This window comes from Crossiella cryophila (assembly GCF_014204915.1).
Lineage (GTDB): Bacteria > Actinomycetota > Actinomycetes > Mycobacteriales > Pseudonocardiaceae > Crossiella > Crossiella cryophila.
This window is the reverse complement of sequence record NZ_JACHMH010000001.1, coordinates 3932487-3950720: the sequence shown is the minus strand read 5'-3', so window position 1 is coordinate 3950720 and position 18234 is coordinate 3932487. Positions and strand designations below refer to the sequence as shown.

The window sequence follows — 18234 nt, the reverse complement described above, 5'->3', positions numbered from 1 at the left end:
GGCTCAGCCGAGTGCGTTCAGATGCGGCTTGACCGTGTTGGCGAACTGCCTGCCGTTGCTCTGATCCCAGTTGATCGACCAGGTCATCACGCCACGCAGGTTCGCCGCCGCCGCACCGGGTTTGAAGCCGCCGCAGCTCTGCAGCTTCACCAGGCAGCTGGCCGCGTTGTTGACCACCGAGGGCGAGACGTAGCCGCTGCCCGCGCCGCTGGTGGAGGCGGGCACGCCGAGCGCGACCTGGTCCGGCCGCAACGTCTTGAGCAGGATGCAGGCCTGGCCGGTGATGAAGTCGATGTTGCCCTGGTGCACCACGCCGCCGTTGCAGTCGTTCATCGACCCGGAGTTGTAGTACTGGGTGTGCACCACGGTGAGGATGTCCTTGGTGGCCTCGATCAGCGGCATGTACCGGCCGCCGGGCTGCACGTCCAGGGTCTGCGGGGCCATGGTGTAGATGAAGTTGGCGCCGAAGGTGTTGCGCAGCTGGCGGACCGCGTTGGCCACGTTCCCGGCGTGCAGCCCGTGCTCCAGGTCGATGTCCACGCCGTCCACGCCGAACTTGCGGATCAGCGCGGTCATCGTCTCCACGAACGCGCCCACGTTGGCCGCGTTGCTGAAGTCCACGTTGCCGCGTTCGCCGCCGATGGAGAAGACGAATCGCTTGCCCTGGGCCTTCTTCGCCGCGATGTCGGCGATCATGTCCGCGTCGCTGTACCCGCCGAGCGCGCTGGACAGGCCGGGATCCACGCTGAAGCCGACCGCGCCGGGCCGGGTGGTGAGCGCGTCGGCGAAGGCGATCGCGATCAGGTCGTACTGCGGGTCGATGTCCCGGATGCGCAGGTTGGCCGCGCCGTTGACGAAGTTCTGCCAGTACCCGGTCAGGATCCGCTTGGGCAGCGGGCCGCCAGGGTTGCCGGTGCCGCCGGTGGTGCTGGCCGGCACCGCGCCGGAGCGGGTGGACTCACCGACCGTGTTGTACGCGCTGACCTGGTAGGAGTAGCTGGTCGACGGGCTCAGGCCGGTGTCGGTGTGCGAGGTCCCGGTGACGCTGGCGACCCGGCTGCCGCCGCGGTAGACGTGGTAGCCGGCCGCGCCGGAGACCGCCGACCAGGACAGCGAGATCGAGGAACTGGTGGGCGAACCCGCGCTCAGCCCGCCGGGGGTGGCGGGGGCCTGCGGGTCGGGATCGCCGGTGCCGGGCGGGCCGGTCAGCGCGACGTCGTCGACGAAGTAGGCGCCCTGGCCGTACCAGCCGTGCGTGTAGACGGTGACCCGGCTGGTGTTCGCGCCGGTGGTGAAGCTGGTGGAGAGCTGGGTCCAGGCGCTGCCGCCGGGGGTCCAGGTGCTCACGTCGGTGCCGCCGGTGCCACTGGCGCCCAGGTAGGTGTAGCTGCCCTGCACCCAGGCGGTCAGCGTGTAGCTGGAACTCGGCTTGACCGGCACCGACTGCGAGCAGCGCGCGTTGTCCTGCCCGGCCGGGGTGGTGGTCAGCGCGGCCGCGCCGGAACGCACCGGGCCGGCCACCGTGCTGCCGCCCGCGGTGCAGGTCCAGCCCGCGGTGCTCTGCTCGAACCCGGGATTGGCCACCAGGTTCGGCTCGGCCGCGCTCGCCGGGACCCCCAGTCCCACTGCGGCCGTGGCCATGGCCAGAAGTCCCACCAGCAGTTGCTGACGTCTGCGCGTCACGACAACCTCCACACCTCGCGAGCAACGGACAACCGTTTGGCGGCGGTGTGTTGCTCTCGGCGTGGAGTCGTGTTGTAGTGCGGCTCACACCGAGACTGGCGTGAACCCAAAATGGACTAGACCACTCTGCCGTGTCAAGAGTGTGAACAGAACCGGCCCAGTGCCTGTCCGTGGAGCCGCGTGCGTGAGAGTCGTGATCGAGGTGGTTCCTGGCGGTGCGGCCGGGCCGCCCTCATACAGGGCGTATTCGGGTGGTCCGGCCGTGCCGCCAGGGGCCGCCTCGGCGCGGCTATCGCGTGCGTGGCTCCGCGGACCGGCACTACTCTGCCGCGGGTTGGGCGAACGGGATGGCGGCGGTGGGTTGCGCCGTTTGGCCGTATGGGTTGCGCCACAGGCCCCTGCGGGCGAGCACCGGCAGCACGCCTTCGCCGAACCAGTAGGCCTCCTCCAGGTGTGGGTGCCCGGAGAGCACGAACTCCTCGATGCCCAGGGCGTGGTACTCGGCGATCCGGTCGGCGACCTCCTCGTGGCTGCCGACCAGTGCGGTGCCCGCTCCCCCGCGCACCAGGCCGACCCCGGCCCACAGGTTCGGCGCGATCTCCAGGCCGTCGGTGGAGCCACCGTGCAGGGCGATCATCCGCCGCTGCCCTTCGGACTCGCTGCGGGCCAGACCCTGTTGCACCGCTTCGATCGTGGCCGGGTCCAGGGCGTCGAGCAGGCGTTGCGCCTCGGCCCAGGCGTGTTGCGCGGTGTCCCTGGCGATCACGTGCAGCCGGATGCCGAAGCGCACGGTGCGACCTTGTTCGGCGGCCAGTTTCCGGATCCAGGCGATCTTCTCCGCGACCTGCGCGGGTTGCTCGCCCCAGGTGAGGTAGACGTCGGCGTGCCGGGCGGCGATCACGCCCGCGGCCGGGGAGGAACCGCCGAAGTAGATGGGCGGCACCGGATCCGGCACCCTGGTCAGCTCGGCGCCCTCCACGGCCAGGTGCACGCCGGTGTGGTTGACCCGTTCGCCGCGCCACAACCGGCCGACGATGTCCAGGAACTCCCCGGTGCGGGCGTAGCGCTCGTCCTTGCCGAGGAAGTCGCCGTGCGCGCGTTGTTCCTGGCTTTCCCCGCCGGTGACCACGTTGAGCAGCAACCGTCCGCCGGAGTGCCGCTGGTAGGTGGCGGCCATCTGCGCGGCCAGCGTGGGCGAGAGCAGGCCCGGTCGGAAGGCGACCAGGAACTTGAGGCGTTCGGTGACCTCGGTGAGCATCGCGGTGGACAGCCAGGCGTCCTCGCACCAGGCCCCGGTCGGGGTGAGCGCGCCGACGAAGCCGAGTTGTTCGGCGCTGCGGGCGATCTGGCCGAGGTAGGCCAGGGTGGCCGGGCGGGCGCCGCCCGCGGTGCTGGTGTGCACGCCGTGGCCGCCGCCGACCAGGTAGCGGCTGTCGCCGTAGGTGGGCAGGAACCAGTGGAAGGTGAGGGTCATCGGAGTCCGTTCAGCTGGCCGCGAGCAGTTCGCCGCGGCGGCGGTGCACCGCGGTGGAGAAGGTGTCCACAATGGACAGCAGGTTGCGTTCGGCTTCCTCGGCGAGTGCGATGCCGGACTCGGTGCGCTCGATGAGCTTGTCCAGCACGAAGTAGCCCTGCACGATGTGGTGCGCGCCAAGGGAGTTGAGCACCGGCCGCAGCGCGTAGTCCAGGGCCAGCACGTGTGCCGGGCTGCCGCCGGTGAGCAGCGGCAGTACCACCTTGCCGGCGAAGGCGAACTGCGGCAACAGGTCCAGCAGTGCCTTGAGCACGCCGGTGTAGGCGGCCTTGTACACCGGGGAGGCGACCACCAGGCCGTCCGCCTCGGCGATGGCCCGCACCACCTCGGCGATCCGCGGGTTGGTCGCGTCGGCGGCCAGCAGCGCCTCGGCGGGCAGGGAGCGCACCGCGATGGTGCGCACCCGGTGGTCCTGCCCGCCCAGCCGGTCAGCGAGCTGTTCCACCAGGGCCGCGGTTTTCGAGCTGGCGGACGGACTTCCGGAGATCACCAGGATGGTCGGCATGCGCTGCTCCCTAGATCAATCCGTGCCGGGGCGGGGGTGCGCCGGTCAGGGTGTGGCGGCCGATGTGCTGGATCTTCCAGCGCACCGGGTCGTGCAGGGTGTGCGTGCGGGCGTTGCGCCAGTGCCGGTGCAGGTTCAGCTCGTCCAGGGCCGACCGGGTGCCACCCAGCTCGAAGAGGGCGTTCGTCAGCTCGATGGCGGCCCGGTCGGCGGCCGCCTTGGCCACCGCCACCGCGATGGAGGCGGTGGCCGCGGTGGCGTCGGTGAGGTTCTCCCTCGCCTCATCGACCTGGGCCGCGGCCGTGGTGAGCAAGGCTTCCGCGGCGCGCACGGACACGGTCAGTTCGCCGAAGCGTTGCGCGGTCAGCGGATCCTGATCGGCCCGGTCCACCCCGCTCTCGAACCAGGGGCGGCTGCGGGTGCGGACGAACTCGACCGCCTCGGTCAGCGCACCACCGGCGATCCCGGCGTCGATGGCCGCGTGCAGCAGCTGGGCCACCGCGCCGTGCAGTTGCGGCCCGGTGAAGGTGCGGTGGTGCGGCACGACGTGTTCGGCGGGCACCGGCACGTCGTCCAGCCGCACGGTGCCGCTGGCGGTGGTGCGTTGCCCCATGCCGTTCCAGTCATCCACAATGGACAGTCCGGGGGCACCGGCGGGCACGTAGGCGACCTGGAGGTTGTCCTCGGGGTCCTTGGCCAGCACCGGGATCCAGTGCGCGAACAGCGCGCCGGTGCTGTAGTGCTTGACCCCGTTGAGGGTGAACTTCCCTGGTCCGGCCGGGTTCAGGCGGGTCCGGTAGTCCTGGACGTGTTTGGTCCCGGCCTCGGACTGGGCGTTGCCGAATCGTTTGCCGGCCAGGAGTTCGGCGAAGAAGAACGCCTGTTGTGCCGGGTTTCCCTGGGCGCGCAACACGTTGACGTAGGCGAAGTGGCTTTGCGGGATCTGGGCCAGGTTCGGGTCGGCGGCGGCGAGCAGCCGGAACACCTCGGCCAGGGTGGTGGTGGCCACCTCGGCGCCACCGTGGGCGGCGGGCACGGTGATGCCGAGCAGGCCGCTTCTGGACAGCTCGTCGAGTTCGGCCTCGGGCAGCCACCGGTGCGCGTCGCGGTCGGCCGCGCCGGTGGCGAACTTCTCCGCGAGCCGGGCGGCCACCGCCAACGCCTCGGCGTCGCCGCTGATGACGCGCGCCGACGCCGAGGCTGGGATGGTGGTCATGAGTACCAGGTGGGAGCCGGGATCTCCGCGCGCAGCAGGTACACCCCGACCTCGGCCCGCTTGTAGGCCACCGGGTCGTGCAGGGTGTGCGTGCGCACGTTGCGCCAGAACCGGTCCAGGCCCTGGCTGCTCGCGGTGGCCCTGGCGCCGGTCACCTCGAAGATCCGTTCGGTCACCTCGAGGGCGACCTCGGTGGCGCGGGCCTTGACCGCGGCCACCCGGACCTCGTGCTCGCCGCGCTGCCGTTCGGTGAGCGCGTCCGGATCGTCGTGGATGCGTTGCGCCTCAACGGCGACCTGGTCCGCGAGGGCCTCCACCGCCCACAGCTTGGCGCCGAGGTCGCCGTAGATGTCGAGCACGTAGGGCTCGTCCACCGCGCGCTCGTACGGGGAGTTCAGCCAGGAGCGGCTGTGCTCGCGGGTGTAGGTGGCCGCGGTTTCCAGTGCGCCCCTGGCGATACCGAGGTAGAAGTTGACGAAGACCAGCTGGATGGCGGGCACGTTGAGCGTGTTGTAGACCCTGGTCTGGAACACCTTGTCCACGAACCCGGCCGCGGCCGCCCAGTCCACGTGCACGTCCCGGATCTCCGCGCTGCCGCTCTCGGTGAGCCGCTGCCCGATGTTGTCCCAGTCGTCGTGGAAGATGATGCCGGGCTGATCGGAGGGCACGATGGCGAAGACGTGCGTCTCGGTGCCCTCCAGGACACCTTCGAGCACGGTGACGTCGGAGACCTTGCCGCCGGTGGAGAAGGACTTCCGTCCGTTGTAGACGATCGTGTTGCCGGTGTCCCTGATGACCAGGTCGCCGTCCCTGGGGTTGACCGCGCCGCCGAAGAACCAGCGGTGCTTGGCCGCGGCCTCCTCCACCGCCTCGATCTGCGCCGGGGTGCCGACCAGCCGGACCGCCCAGGCCCACAGGTAGTGGTAGCCGAGCAGCTGGCCGATGGAGCCGTCGGCCTTGGCCACCTCGCGGATCACCTGGTAGGCGGTGACCCAGTTCTGGCCGCCGCCACCGTGTTCGGCCGGGGCGAGCAGGGTGACCAGGCCGGAGTCCTTGAGCAGCTTGACTTCCGCGTACGGGGTGGCGCCCGCCTTGTCGCGGGCGACCGCGTCCACGGCCAGGATCGCGGCCACCTCACCGGCCCTGGCGATCCACTCGTCGGGGGTGCGGGGCTGGGGACGGTCGTCGAAGGTGGTGGCGCGGGCTTCGGTGTTGGTCATGGCTCAGACTCCCGTCACGACAGGCTCGCGCCTGGCGGCGTCGGCTTCCAGCTCACGGACGATGGGCAGCACGTGCTTGCCGAAGTACTCGACCTCTTCCAGGTAGTGCAGGAAGCCGAGCAGCAGCAGGTCCACCCCGCGCCGCTTGTACTCCACGATCCGGTGCGCGATCTGCTCCGGGGTGCCGATCAGCCTGCTGCGGAAGCCGTCGTTGTACTGCACCAGGTCGTCGAAGTCGGAGTCAGCCCACATCCCACGTTTGTCCGAAGTGGACCGTCCGGCCTGTGCGACCGCGTCCCGGAACCCGTGCACGGCCTCGACGTTGGCCTTGGCGATGATCTCGCGCAGGGTCTCCTTCGCCTCGGCCTCGGTGTCCCTGGCGATGAGGAAGGCGTTGAGTCCGAATCGGACGGTGCGCCCGTTGGCCGCCGCCGCGCCCTTGACCTCGGTGACCTGTTCGGTCACCCCCTCGAAGTCCTTGCCGTTGCTGAAGTACCAGTCCGAGACCCGCCCGGCCATGGCGCGGGCGGCGGTGGAGTTGCCGCCCTGGAAGATCTCCGGATGCGGCCTGCCCGGTCCGGCCAGGGGTTTGGGTTTGAGGTCGAAGTCGTGCAGGCGGTAGAAGTCGCCGCGGAACTCGGCCGCGTCGGAGGTCCAGATCTCCCGCAGCACCCGGATGAACTCCTCCGAGCGCCGGTAGCGCTCATCGTGTTCCAGCCAGGGTTCGCCGAGTTTGGTGAACTCGTCCTTGAACCAGCCGCTGACCACGTTCACCGCGGCCCGGCCGCCGGAGAGGTGGTCGGCGGTGGCGATCAGCTTGGCCAGCACGCCCGGCTGCCACAGTCCGGGGTGCACGGCCGCGATCACCTTGAGCCGCTGGGTGGCCAGCAGCAGGGCGAGGCTGAAACTGGTGGACTCGTGCTGGTAGGCGGCACCATAGCTGGCGATGTAGCGGACCTGGCTCAGCGCGTACTCGAAGCCGTTGTTCTCCGCGAGCACGGCCAGCTTTTTGTTGTACTCATAGCCCCAGTCGGTGCGCTGCTCGATGTCGCTGGTGACCAGGCCACCGCTCACATTCGGCACCCAGTAGGCGAACTTCAACGATTCGGGTGTGGATAGGGACACAGCTCTCTCCCAGCCGCTGAAAAAAGAAGATCAAGAATTCCCGGGGCAGCACGAATTGGCCGCTGGCAACGGGATGCGGTGCGGATGTCCTGGTCAGGGACTAGCTGAGAGAGTTCGGACAGCCTTGAGCGGCGACACGGACTAGGTCGACGTGCCGGCGCCGGACGAGAGGCGTCGAAAGGGACACGCCATTCATGGCAACAGGTCCGGGTGACACTGTCAACGGCGCGTCCCGGCGAATCCCGTTCCCTGGGACGTGATTGACCGGCCCCCGGCGAATTCCTAGCGTGCGAATCATGAACCGGGGAACCCTGGTAGTCCTGCCAGGCCGCGGCGAGCACGCCGACCGCTATTCCAGGTTGACCGCGCGGCTGGCGGTCGACGGCTACCAGGTGCGGGTCGTGGACCTGCCCGAGCCAGAACCGTCCTTGGCCCTGGCCCGCGTGCACACGCTGGCCAAGGCCACCGAGGGCCCGCTGTACCTGCTCGGCGCGGACACCGGCGCGCTGCTCGCGCTGCACGTGGCGCGGTTCGAGCCCGCGGTGCGGGCGGTGATCGCCGCGGGCGTGCCCGGCGGCGCGCTGCCGGCCGACGGCGAGACCCTGGACTTCGACGACGAGCTGAAACTGCGGCTGCACAGCGCGGACCAGCGGACCGAACTGGCCGCCGACGAGGGACTGCGGCGTGGCGAGCTGCTGCGCAAGCCGGTGCCGCCCGCGCTGGCCGAGGCGGCCCTGGCCGGTGGGCCGGACCTGCCGGTGCTGGTGCTGCACGGCGATTCGGATGTGCTGTGCCCGCCGCTCACCGCCCGGACGCTGGCCCTGCGGCTACGCCAGTCACGCTTCGTGACCGTGGCCGAGAGCAGGCACGACGTGCTGCACGACAGCCATCACCGGAGCGTAGCGGCACAGATCGTGCAGCTGCTGGAGCAGACGAGGACCAGTCGCTACTCCACCCCGGCGCTGCGAGTCTCGATTCGGTCGACGTTCTGACACCGGGTCCCCGGAAGGGGGGACAAGGCGGCACCAAGATCGGGTGATTCGCCGTGGTGCCGCCCGGCGAAATCGGACAACACCGCTTACCGTCCGCGACATGACCTTCTCTACCCCGGGTGCAAGGTCGTGCACACTGGCGACCCTCGCGATCCTGCTGCTCGCCGCGACCGCCCCCGCCCACGCTGCCGGGTCCGGCGCCGAACGCGCCTTCGCCGGCGCGGGCGCGGCCGAGACCAGGGACGGCACCGTGTACCAGCCCAGCGGCAAACCGCTCGGGCTCGACGTCAGCGGTCACCAGGGCGAGGTGAACTGGGCCGCGGTCAAGAACAACCAGGCCACCTTCGCCTACGTCAAGGCGACCGAGGGCACCGGGTTCAAGAACCCGCGGTTCAGCCAGCAGTACAAGGGTTCCTTCGAGGTCGGCCTGATCCGCGGCTCCTACCACTTCGCGCTGCCCGACCGCTCCGGCGGCGCGGCCCAGGCGAACTTCTTCGTGGACAACGGCGGCGGCTGGTCCGGTGACGGGCGCACCCTGCCCGGCGCGCTGGACATCGAGTACAACCCTTACGGGCCAACGTGTTACGGCAAGAGCCCGGCTGCGATGTCGGGCTGGATCCGGGAGTTCAGCGACCAGTACGTCAAGCGCACCGGGCGGCATCCCACCATCTACACCACCACCAACTGGTGGAAGCAGTGCACCGGCAACGATCCCTCCTTCGGCAAGGACCATCCGCTGTGGCTGGCCAGGTATGCCAAGGAACTGGGGGAACGGCCGGCGGGGTGGAGCTTCCACACCTTCTGGCAGTTCGACGACAAGGGCAAGTTCCCCGGCGACCAGAACGAGTTCAACGGCACCCTGGACCGGCTCAGGGTCTTCGCCAAGGGCTGACCCCGAGCCGGGAGTTCGAGCCTCAGCCGCCCAGCCAGCGGACGAAGGGCGTGTCGTCGGTGAACGGCGGCCAGCCCGGATCCCCGTTGGCCGCGAAGGAGGTCCAGCCCTGGTTGACCGCGCGGGCCAGGTCCTGCGGCGGTGCTTCGCCTTCCAGGGTCGAGTGACCGAGGTTGTCGAAGACGAAGCCGAGTTCCAGTCCGTGCGCGGCGCCCGCGCCGGGTAGCGGTGAACGCCAGCCGAACTCGTAGACGTAGGTGGCCGCGGCGGCGGAGCGGGATTCGGCCAGTGCGTAGACCGGTTCGCGGAAGACCAGTTCGGTCAGCGCCGCCGAGGTCGCCTCGTCCTGGGTCAGCAGCAGGAGTTCGTCGGAGTTGGTGCCGATGAGCAGTTCGGTGTCCCGGCCCGCGCCGTCCAGGACGGCTTGGTACGGGTGGTGCGGCAGGACGTGTCCGTCGACCACGGGGCCGAAGGCCATCGAGGCGGCGGCCACGGATTCGCCCCAGCGCAACGGATCCGGGTCCGCCATCACCGCGAGGGCCAGTCCGCTGGACAGCTCGGCGAGCCGTTGTGGTGCCACGGTGGCCAGTCCGGCGGCGGTGGCCGGTACCCCTGCCTGGTCCGCCAGTTCCTTGGCGATCCGTTCGGCGTCCACTGTGGACAGTGCGGATCTGGCGGCCACGCTCTGGACCACGGCCCGGTGTAGCAGACCGGTGTCCAGGGACAGCAGCGAGAGCACCGCACTGGCACCGGCCGAGCTGCCGCTGACCGTGACCCGGTCCGGGTCACCGCCGAACGCGGCGATCTCGCGCCGGACCCACTCCAGGGCGGCCCGCTGGTCGAGCAGCGCCCGGTTGGCCGGGGCGTCGGGCAGCTGCGCGTGGCCCTCGGCGCCGAGCCGGTAGTTGAAGGAGACGAACACGATCCCGTTGGCCGCGAACGCCTGTCCGTCGAAGATCGGCTGGGCGGAGGAGCCGGTGACGTGCGCGCCACCGTGGATCCACACCAGCACCGGCCGCCGCGCGTCGTCCACGCCCGGCGTCCACACGTTGAGGTTGAGGTATTCCTCGCCCGGAATGGCCGGTTCGACCAGGAATTCCAGTCCCGGCCCACTCAGGCCCACCGCGGGCGCGGTGGCGCCGAACTCGGTGGCCGCCCGCACCCCCGCCCACGGCCGCACGGGTTCCGGCGCGGCGAACCGGCCGATGCCCCGCGGGGCGGATGCGTAGGGAATACCCAGAAAACGGACGATCCCGTCGGCACTCTGCCCCCGAACCCGACCGTGGGACGTGGCCGCCAGCACCTCGGTCACCGCGCGGCTCCCTGGAACCACGGCGGCGGCAGGTCCGGCGACCCCGCCCCCATCGGAAAGCCCTTACCCCCCGGACACGCAACCTTCATCGGTCTTTCCTCGTTCTTCTGGCGCTCCTGGAGCCCCCAGCCAGGCATCCGGCCGTCCTCCATGACGCAGCATAACCAGGAAAACCAACCGACCGGTCACCTTGTTCCAAGCTTCGAATTAACTGATCCAGCTGGCGCGCCAGGTGAACCGGTCAAGACCGAGGGCAAGGTCAAGAGCAGTGCTCAGCGGCCTGCACCGCCCGGCCGCCCGCCCCTGGGCTTCGCCCACCCACTCCCCACGGGCTCCGCCCACCCGCGCCCGAAACGGCCAACCCGGCGTACCACAACGGCCAACACCCCGTACCAAACCGGCCAACACGCGCGGGAGGGTTTCAACCTCCCGGCGTGTGGGACGGTGTGTTGGCCGTTTTCGTACCGTGTGTTGGCCGTTTTCGTACGGGGTGTTGGCTGTTTTGGGTGGGTTAGCGGGTGCGGTTGGCGAGTTTGGCGCTGAGGTAGTCGGCGTTGAGGCGGGCGATGGATTCCAGGGGGATTCCCTTGGGGCAGACCGTGGTGCATTCGCCCGCGTTGGTGCAGCCGCCGAAGCCCAGGGCGTCGTGGGTGGTGAGCATGTTGATCACCCGGGTGTCGCGTTCCGGCTGGCCCTGTGGGAGCAGGCCGAGGTGGGTGACCTTGGCCGCGGTGAACAGCAGGCCGGAGCCGTTGGGGCAGGCGGCCACGCAGGCTCCGCAGCCGATGCAGGCGGCTGCCTCGAAGGCGGTGTCGGCGTCGGGTTTGGGGACGGGGGTGGCGTGCGCGTCGGGGGCGCTGCCGGTGGGGGCGCTGACGTAGCCGCCTGCCTGGATGATCTCGTCGAAGGCGCTGCGGTCCACGACCAGGTCCTTGATCACCGGGAACGGGGCGGCTCGCCACGGTTCGATGGTGATGGAGTCGCCGTCGTCGAAGTGGCGCATGTGCAGCTGGCAGGCGGTGGTGGCCTTCTCCGGGCCGTGCGCGATGCCGTTGATCATCATGCCGCACATGCCGCAGATGCCCTCGCGGCAGTCGTGGTCGAAGGCCACCGGCTCGTCCCCGGCCAGGGTGAGCTTCTCGTTGAGCACGTCGAGCATCTCCAGGAAGGACATGTCCTCGGAGACCTCTTCGAGCCGGTAGCGCACCATCCTGCCCTTGTCCTCGGGCCCGGTCTGGCGCCAGATGTTGAGGGTCAGTCTCACTTGTAGCTCCGCTGGCTGGGGGTGACGTAGTCGAAGGCGAGGTTTTCCTTGTGCAGCACCGGGGACTGGCCCGCGCCGGCGAACTCCCAGGCGGCGACATAGCTGAACTGCTCGTCGTCGCGGCGGGCCTCGCCGTCGGGGGTCTGGCTCTCGGCGCGGAAGTGGCCACCGCAGGATTCGGTGCGGTGCAACGCGTCCACGCACATCAGCTCGGCCAGCTCGAAGAAGTCGGCCACCCGGCCTGCCTTCTCCAAAGCCTGGTTGAGGCCCTCGCCGGTGCCGGGCACCTTGACCTCGCGCCAGAACTCCGCGCGCAGCTCCGGAATGCGTTCCAGGGCCTTGCGCAGGCCCTCCTCGCTGCGTTCCATGCCGCAGTGGTCCCACATCAGGCGACCCAGTTCGCGGTGGAAGTCATCGACTGTCCGGGTGCCGTTCACCGAAAGCAGTTTGTCCACAGTGGACTTCACCTCGGCGAGGGCGTCCACCGCGGCCGGGTGGCCTTCGTCGACGGCCTCGAACGGGCCGTCGGCCAGGTAGTCGCCGATGGTGTTGGGCAGCACGAAGTACCCGTCGGCCAGGCCCTGCATCAGCGCGCTCGCGCCGAGCCGGTTGGCGCCGTGGTCGGAGAAGTTGGCCTCACCGACGACGAACAGGCCAGGGATGGTGCTGCGCAGGTCGTAGTCCACCCACAGCCCGCCCATGGTGTAGTGCACCGCGGGGTAGATCCGCATCGGCACCGCGTACGGGTCCTCGCCGGTGATCCGCTGGTACATCTCGAACAGGTTGCCGTAGCTGGCCGAGACCGCGTCCCGGCCCAGCCTGCGGATGGCGTCGGCGAAGTCCAGGTACACGCCCAGCCCGCCCGGCCCGACCCCGCGGCCGGCGTCGCAGACGTTCTTCGCGGCCCTGGAGGCGATGTCGCGTGGCACCAGGTTGCCGAAGCTGGGGTAGATCCGCTCCAGGTAGTAGTCGCGCTCGTCCTCGGGGATCTCGTTGGGCGGCCTGCTGTCCCCGGCCTGCCGCGGCACCCACACCCGGCCGTCGTTGCGCAGCGACTCGCTCATCAGGGTCAGCTTGGACTGGTGGTCGCCGCTGACCGGGATGCAGGTCGGGTGGATCTGGGTGTAGCAGGGGTTGGCGAACAGCGCGCCGCGGCGGTGCGCCCGCCAGATCGCGGTGGTGTTGCAGCCCTTGGCGTTGGTGGAGAGGTAGAAGGCGTTGCCGTAGCCGCCGGTGGCCAGCACCACCGCGTCGGCGAAATGCGTGCTGACCTCGCCGGAGACCAGGTCGCGGACCACGATGCCGCGGGCCCGGCCGTCGGCCACGATCAGGTCCAGCATCTCGGTGCGCGGGTGCATGGTGACCCGGCCGGCGTGGATCTGCCGGGACAGCGCCTGGTAGGCGCCCAGCAGCAGCTGCTGCCCGGTCTGGCCACGCGCGTAGAAGGTGCGGGCCACCTGCGCGCCGCCGAAGGAGCGGGTGTCCAGCAGGCCGCCGTACTCCCGGGCGAAGGGCACGCCCTGGGCCACGCACTGGTCGATGATCTGGGTGCTGATCTCGGCCAGCCGGTGCACGTTGGACTCCCTGGCCCGGAAGTCGCCGCCCTTGACCGTGTCGTAGAAGAGCCGGTGCACGCTGTCGCCGTCGTTGCGGTAGTTCTTGGCCGCGTTGATCCCGCCCTGCGCGGCGATGCTGTGTGCCCGGCGCGGGCTGTCCTGGTAGCAGAAGGAGCTGACCCGGTAGCCCAGCTCGGCCAGGGTGGCCGCGGCCGAACCGCCGGCCAGGCCGGTGCCGACCACGATCACGCTCAGCTTGCGCTTGTTGGCCGGGTTGACCAGCCGCGCGCTGAACCGGCGGCGTTCCCAGCGGCTCTCGATCGGCCCGTCCGGCGCCCTGGTGTCGGCGATCGGGTCGCCCTCGACGAAATAGCTCATGTCAGCTCACCAACCCGGTCAGCACAGCGAAGGGGACGGACAGGTAACCGGCGCAGATCAGCACCGCCACGGTCAGCGCGATCAGCCGCAGCCGCGCCTCGGTGCGGGCCCGGCCGCGGCCGAGGCTGCGCAGCGCGCTCCACACCCCGTGCCGCAGGTGGAAGCCCAGGGTCAGCACGGCCAGGGTGTAGACCAGCACCACCGGCCAGCGCTGGAAGTCCGAGGTGACGTTGTTGTACGCCTCGCCGTGCACCCCGTGCGGGTTGAGCCACAGCAGGGTCAGGTCCATCAGGTGGTAGAGCACGAACAGCGCGATGATCACCCCGCCCCAGCGCATGGTCCTGGCCGCGTAGCTGCCCTGCACCTTGCTGCGGTGGTGGTAGCGCACCGGCCGGGCCCTGCGGGCGCGGCGGGCCAGCATGGTGGCCGCGACGATGTGCGCGAAGACCGCGACCAGCAGCCCGATCCGCATGATCCAGAGCAGCCCGCGCTCCGGGATGAGCGGCTCGCCAACGGTGCGCAGGAAGCGCGCGTAGCTGTCGAAGGACTCGGCGCCGAAGAAGATCTTGAGGTTGCCGACCATGTGCGCCACGACGAAGCCGAACAGGGCCAGTCCGGTCACGGCCATGACGGCCTTGAGGATCACCGAGGAGATCCGGGGCGACCGGCGAACACGGCCGGTCGGCGTCCGTGGTGGGACGGCGGTGGTCAAGCTGGGAACAGCCATGGATCGACGGTAGGAGCGCTGCGACGAGTCGTCCAATATATGGAATGGCTGGACTCGATAGCCGTACGCTATCGAAATGAACTTGCAGCAGCTCGGGTACTTCCTGGCGGTCGCGCAGACCCGGCACTTCACCCAGGCCGCCGACCTGCAGAATGTGGCGCAGCCCTCACTCAGCAAGCAGATCAAGGTCCTGGAGGACGAGCTGGGCGCGCCGCTGTTCAGCCGGGCCCGCGGCAACATCGCGCTCACCCCGGCGGGTGAGGCGCTGCTGCCACTGGCCCGGCGCATCCTGGCCGATGTGGACACCGCGCGGCTGGAGGTCCAGGAACTCGTCGGCCTGCGCCGCGGCCGGGTCCGGCTGGGCGCGACGCCGAGCATGTGCGTGAGCCTGGTCGCCGAGGTGCTGCGCCGCTTCCGCGACCGCTATCCCGGGATCCGCCTGGTGGTGCAGGAGAGCGGCTCGCAGGACCTGGTCCGCGACCTGACCCGGGGCGAACTGGACCTGGCGCTGATCATCGTGCCCGGCAGCGGCGCCGAACCCGCGCTGACCACCACGCCGATCCTGCGCGAACCCCTGGTCGTGGCCAGCCCAGCCAACGCCAAACCGCTGACCAGATGGACCCACCTCAAGATCGAGGAGCTGGCCGCGCGGGAACTGGTGATGTTCCGCCCCGGCTACGACCTGCGCGAGGCCACCCTGGCCGCCTGCCGCCGCGCCGGGATCGAACCCCGCTTCGCGGTGGAGGGCGGCGAGATGGACGCGGTGCTGCGCTTCGTGGAGACCGGCCTCGGACTCGCGCTGGTGCCCAGCCTGGTGCTGGTCAACCGGCCAGGACTGCGGGCCACCCCGCTGGCGCCGCCGGGGATCCCGCGCACCATCGCGCTGGCGCACCGGACCGATGTGGCGCTGACCAACGCGGCGGCGGCCTTCCGGGACACGGTGCTGGAGTACGTGCGGGACGCGGTGTTCCCGCGTGGGGTGGAGGCGTTGCTGTAGCCGGGGTGGCGGCCCCGGCCACCGCATGGTCAGGCGGACTGGCGGGACGCCCGCAGCCCGATGAACCACTCCGCGTACTCCGGCGCCACCGGCACCGCCTCGTGGAAGTCCCGGCCGGTGCGGATGCGCAGCAACCGATCGGCTGGCTCCCAGCGCCGCGCGGCGGTGTAGGTCTCCTCGTAGGTCTCCCCCAGCGGGCCCGCCCACTCCCTGGCCACGGTCAGCGGATCATGCGGGGTGTTCTCCGCGTCGATGATGGCGAAATGCTGGAATACCCGGCACCGGCAGGACCCGGCGCAGGAACACACCCAGGCCGCGCGTTCCATTTCGCCGAACTGCCGTTCCAGGGCGAGCTGTTCCTGGTATCGGCGCACGTATTCCTCGGGCACGGGTTCGGCGCGGTGCAGAATCGGGTAGATCCGGGTCGCGGCGAGATGCCGGGACGGAATCCAGCCGTCCAGGGTGCACCGTTCTTCCCCGTCGGCATTCTCCCGGATCACGCACAGCGGGTCGGTGAGCGGGAATTCACGGGTGTCGACAATGGCGAAGTACCGGTAGGTCACGGGAACTCCCTGATGTCCATGGCCCCGGGCGGCACATCCACCAGCCCGTAGATCCGCGCCGACTCCGCCTGCAACACCTTGCGCCGCCGCGCGGTGGTCACCCCGCGCAACTGCTCGTAGATCGCGGTGTCCGCGGCCACCGCCCAGTTGCTCTCCTCGCTCTCCAGGTACACGGTGAACACCTGGTCCTTCGGCGCGGGCTGGCGCAGCACGGCCCGAACCCCGAGCCGACCGCGGCCACCGTGGTGCCTGCGCCACAGGTTGCGCACCTCCACCAGCTGATAACCCTGGCCAAGGAAGGAGTTCAGCGCCCGCATCACGCCGTCGGTGTACTCGGGATCGTCGAAGGTGAGCGTGTAGTGGATGACGTCCTTGATCTTGGCCGCGGCCCGAGGGAACCCGGCGTCCCGGTCGTCCATCTCGGCCAGATCGGTGGCGAGCTGCCATTTGATCGAACGCTCGTCGCGCAGGTTCTGGCCGTCCGATTCCTTTGTTGCCATATGCTCCTCCCCAGGTTTCGCTTCCGGCGCACCACGGAATGCCAGAAGAGGCATGCGAAACCAGCGGAATGCACTCTTCCCGGAATCCCCCAGATTGTGGCTCCAGAAGGTGCACATATTCTTATCATGGGATAAGACCGGAAAGCCAGTGGTCCGGGTCACACCACAGAATTGACCCAGTCCAGCACCTCGGCGTGCAGTACCGGCGCGTCCGGGTTCAGGTTGAACGAATGCCCGGCGGTGGGCAGCACATAGGTCCGCACCGAGGGCGCCAGCGGGTAGTGGACGTTCTCCCGGAGCTGCAACGCGGCTGTGGTGCACTGCGGTAGCAGCAACCCGCAGAAGTACTTGTCCCGCTCGCCGATGGCCACCAGCACCGGCACGGTGACCAGGGCCGAATAGGGCGCCAGGAAACCGAGGCCGAGGCCGTCCGGGGCCTCGGTGGCCGAGACCACGTCCCGGCTGGCCTCATCCGCCGCGAGCACCTGGGGGTCCACCGGGTCGGGGGCGTGGAAGGCCGCGTCGCGGTGGCCCGGCACGGTGGTCAGGTAGCCGGGATCGTGGTGCGGGAAACCGGGATCCAGGGCGACCGAACGCAGGTGGGTGCTCAGCAGCACGGCCGCGTTCACCGCGTTGACCACGTGCGAGGCGCCGGTGACCAGCAGCGCGTCCACGTCGTGGAAGGTGGCGGCCTCGACGATGGCGATCGCCGAGCCGAGCGAGTGCCCGCCCAGCACCACCTGGTCGAAGGCGTGGCCGCCGACCTCGCCCGCGCGCAGGGCCTGGACCACGTCGTGCACGGCCGCGGCCTGGGTCAGGGTGGTGAGCTGGGCGCTCAGTGGCCGGGTGCTGCCCCCGGTGCCGAGGCGGTCCACCGCGAAGGTGGCGTGGCCGGCGGCGGTCATCGCGCGGACGAAGGAGTAGGTCTCCGGCTGGTACGGGAAGTCCCAGTACACCGAGTTGTACGTGGCGCCGGGCACCAGCAGCAGCACCGTGCCGGGTGCGGGGCCGTCCGGAAGACACAGCGTGCCGTGCATCGTGCCGGTGACCGTCAGCGTGCTCACCGCAACGTCGTGCGGGACGCAGGTGGCTGCCGGATCGGCCGCCGCGACGCCACCGGGCAGGAGCAACGCGCCGGCGAGTACGCAGGTCAGCGTTGCCGCGACAACGGATCGGGTAGTCATGCCCGATCCGTCGGTTAGGCCGGATGGTTGTTATCGACCGCGACCACAAGGTGACCGAATACCGCCATCCGGCGTAACAACGGTCGCTGTCGGTGACCGGTCAGTCGCTGGCCGAGGTCACATCCGCGTACAGCGCCAGGGTGCTGTCCAGGCCGGTGCTGGTGATGGCCCGTTTCACGATGCCCTCCACGCAGACCACGCGCAGTTCGCGTTCCTGCTCCTTGGCCTGCTGGTGCACCTGCACGAGCAGGGCCAGGCCGCTGGAGTCGAGGAAGTCGACCTGGGACAGGTCCACCACCAGGCGGCGGCTGCCGGCCACCGACTCGGTGCGCAGGCAGTCCTCCAGCAGTGGGGCGGTGTACATGTCGACCTCGCCGCTGACCGCGACCACCGCGGTGTCCGCGTCCCTGGTCCGCACTTCCAGGCTGATCAGCTCTTCTGGGTCGCCTTCGGCGTACGGGGGCGCGATCGGCGCGCCACTGCCCGTGGCGTTGGAGCCGTGCGGCTCCACGACGTCCGGCTGCTCCACTCCGGTTCCCCTGTCCCTCACTCGCGCGCTGCTTGCCACCCTAGACCGCCGCGCAAC

17 protein-coding genes are annotated in these 18234 nt (G+C 70.0%); 3 read left to right on the top strand and 14 right to left on the bottom strand.

Annotated elements, in window-relative coordinates:
* Positions 1–3: 3 nt before the first annotated feature.
* From HNR67_RS17685 to sfnG, 6 genes are all read right to left on the bottom strand, one after another.
* Positions 4–1683 carry a chitinase gene (locus tag HNR67_RS17685; RefSeq protein WP_221489941.1) on the bottom strand — a complete coding sequence of 560 codons (1680 nt, stop codon included), beginning with the start codon at positions 1681–1683 and terminating at the stop codon, positions 4–6.
* A 319-nt stretch (positions 1684–2002) separates the two neighbouring features.
* Positions 2003–3157 (bottom strand): LLM class flavin-dependent oxidoreductase, encoded by a 1155-nt coding sequence (locus tag HNR67_RS17680; RefSeq protein WP_185003357.1) that lies wholly within the window; start codon positions 3155–3157, stop codon positions 2003–2005.
* Between the two features lie 10 nt (positions 3158–3167).
* Positions 3168–3722, bottom strand: a complete 555-nt coding sequence (ssuE, locus tag HNR67_RS17675) for an NADPH-dependent FMN reductase (protein ID WP_185003356.1) — start codon at positions 3720–3722, stop codon at positions 3168–3170.
* Positions 3723–3732: 10 nt separating this feature from the next.
* Positions 3733–4938 (bottom strand): SfnB family sulfur acquisition oxidoreductase, encoded by a 1206-nt coding sequence (locus tag HNR67_RS17670; protein ID WP_185003355.1) that lies wholly within the window; start codon positions 4936–4938, stop codon positions 3733–3735.
* Entirely contained in the window at positions 4935–6158 is a 1224-nt protein-coding gene (locus HNR67_RS17665; protein ID WP_185003354.1) for an acyl-CoA dehydrogenase family protein, read from the bottom strand. Before HNR67_RS17665 ends, HNR67_RS17670 begins: the two co-directional genes overlap by 4 nt.
* 3 nt (positions 6159–6161) lie before the next feature.
* A complete protein-coding gene (gene sfnG, locus HNR67_RS17660) occupies positions 6162–7283 on the bottom strand; it encodes a dimethylsulfone monooxygenase SfnG (protein WP_185003353.1) in 1122 nt (373 codons plus the stop codon).
* A gap of 296 nt (positions 7284–7579) precedes the next feature.
* Between sfnG and HNR67_RS17655 the strand changes: the two genes are divergently transcribed.
* On the top strand, positions 7580–8275 hold the full coding sequence (locus HNR67_RS17655; RefSeq protein WP_185003352.1) for an alpha/beta hydrolase: 696 nt from the start codon (positions 7580–7582) through the stop codon (positions 8273–8275).
* 100 nt (positions 8276–8375) lie between these two features.
* Positions 8376–9167 (top strand): lysozyme, encoded by a 792-nt coding sequence (locus tag HNR67_RS17650; protein WP_185003351.1) that lies wholly within the window; start codon positions 8376–8378, stop codon positions 9165–9167.
* A gap of 22 nt (positions 9168–9189) precedes the next feature.
* Here the strand turns inward: HNR67_RS17650 and HNR67_RS17645 are convergent, their stop codons facing one another.
* From HNR67_RS17645 to HNR67_RS17630, 4 genes are all read right to left on the bottom strand, one after another.
* Positions 9190–10479 carry a carboxylesterase/lipase family protein gene (locus HNR67_RS17645; protein ID WP_185003350.1) on the bottom strand — a complete coding sequence of 430 codons (1290 nt, stop codon included), beginning with the start codon at positions 10477–10479 and terminating at the stop codon, positions 9190–9192.
* A gap of 511 nt (positions 10480–10990) precedes the next feature.
* On the bottom strand, positions 10991–11743 hold the full coding sequence (locus HNR67_RS17640; RefSeq protein ID WP_185003349.1) for a succinate dehydrogenase/fumarate reductase iron-sulfur subunit: 753 nt from the start codon (positions 11741–11743) through the stop codon (positions 10991–10993).
* Entirely contained in the window at positions 11740–13677 is a 1938-nt protein-coding gene (locus tag HNR67_RS17635; protein WP_185003348.1) for a fumarate reductase/succinate dehydrogenase flavoprotein subunit, read from the bottom strand. The genes HNR67_RS17640 and HNR67_RS17635 overlap by 4 nt, the downstream gene beginning before the upstream one ends.
* A 1-nt stretch (position 13678) precedes the next feature.
* Entirely contained in the window at positions 13679–14404 is a 726-nt protein-coding gene (locus HNR67_RS17630; protein ID WP_185003347.1) for a succinate dehydrogenase cytochrome b subunit, read from the bottom strand.
* Between the two features lie 76 nt (positions 14405–14480).
* Between HNR67_RS17630 and HNR67_RS17625 the strand changes: the two genes are divergently transcribed.
* On the top strand, positions 14481–15401 hold the full coding sequence (locus HNR67_RS17625) for a LysR family transcriptional regulator (RefSeq protein WP_185003346.1): 921 nt from the start codon (positions 14481–14483) through the stop codon (positions 15399–15401).
* Positions 15402–15430: 29 nt separating this feature from the next.
* Here the strand turns inward: HNR67_RS17625 and HNR67_RS17620 are convergent, their stop codons facing one another.
* The 4 genes from HNR67_RS17620 to HNR67_RS45690 form a co-directional block, all read right to left on the bottom strand.
* Positions 15431–15964 carry a hypothetical protein gene (locus HNR67_RS17620; protein ID WP_185003345.1) on the bottom strand — a complete coding sequence of 178 codons (534 nt, stop codon included), beginning with the start codon at positions 15962–15964 and terminating at the stop codon, positions 15431–15433.
* Positions 15961–16464, bottom strand: coding sequence for a hypothetical protein (locus tag HNR67_RS17615; RefSeq protein WP_185003344.1), 504 nt, complete (start codon positions 16462–16464; stop codon positions 15961–15963). Before HNR67_RS17615 ends, HNR67_RS17620 begins: the two co-directional genes overlap by 4 nt.
* Before the next feature lie 158 nt (positions 16465–16622).
* Positions 16623–17648 (bottom strand): alpha/beta hydrolase, encoded by a 1026-nt coding sequence (locus HNR67_RS17610; protein WP_185003343.1) that lies wholly within the window; start codon positions 17646–17648, stop codon positions 16623–16625.
* Between the two features lie 100 nt (positions 17649–17748).
* The gene (locus HNR67_RS45690) at positions 17749–18198 is read right to left on the bottom strand and encodes an STAS domain-containing protein (RefSeq protein WP_185003342.1); all 450 of its coding nucleotides are present in this window, start codon (positions 18196–18198) and stop codon (positions 17749–17751) included.
* Positions 18199–18234: the final 36 nt, after the last annotated feature.

Coding starts and splice junctions, on each gene's coding strand:
- HNR67_RS17655 (WP_185003352.1), top strand. CDS start 7,580: ATGAACCGGGGAACCCTGGTAGTCCTGCCAGGCCGCGGCGAGCACGCC.
- HNR67_RS17680 (WP_185003357.1), bottom strand. CDS start 3,157: ATGACCCTCACCTTCCACTGGTTCCTGCCCACCTACGGCGACAGCCGC.
- ssuE (WP_185003356.1), bottom strand. CDS start 3,722: ATGCCGACCATCCTGGTGATCTCCGGAAGTCCGTCCGCCAGCTCGAAA.
- HNR67_RS17665 (WP_185003354.1), bottom strand. CDS start 6,158: ATGACCAACACCGAAGCCCGCGCCACCACCTTCGACGACCGTCCCCAG.
- HNR67_RS17670 (WP_185003355.1), bottom strand. CDS start 4,938: ATGACCACCATCCCAGCCTCGGCGTCGGCGCGCGTCATCAGCGGCGAC.
- HNR67_RS17630 (WP_185003347.1), bottom strand. CDS start 14,404: ATGGCTGTTCCCAGCTTGACCACCGCCGTCCCACCACGGACGCCGACC.
- HNR67_RS17615 (WP_185003344.1), bottom strand. CDS start 16,464: ATGGCAACAAAGGAATCGGACGGCCAGAACCTGCGCGACGAGCGTTCG.
- HNR67_RS17625 (WP_185003346.1), top strand. CDS start 14,481: ATGAACTTGCAGCAGCTCGGGTACTTCCTGGCGGTCGCGCAGACCCGG.
- HNR67_RS17610 (WP_185003343.1), bottom strand. CDS start 17,648: ATGACTACCCGATCCGTTGTCGCGGCAACGCTGACCTGCGTACTCGCC.
- HNR67_RS17635 (WP_185003348.1), bottom strand. CDS start 13,677: ATGAGCTATTTCGTCGAGGGCGACCCGATCGCCGACACCAGGGCGCCG.
- HNR67_RS17650 (WP_185003351.1), top strand. CDS start 8,376: ATGACCTTCTCTACCCCGGGTGCAAGGTCGTGCACACTGGCGACCCTC.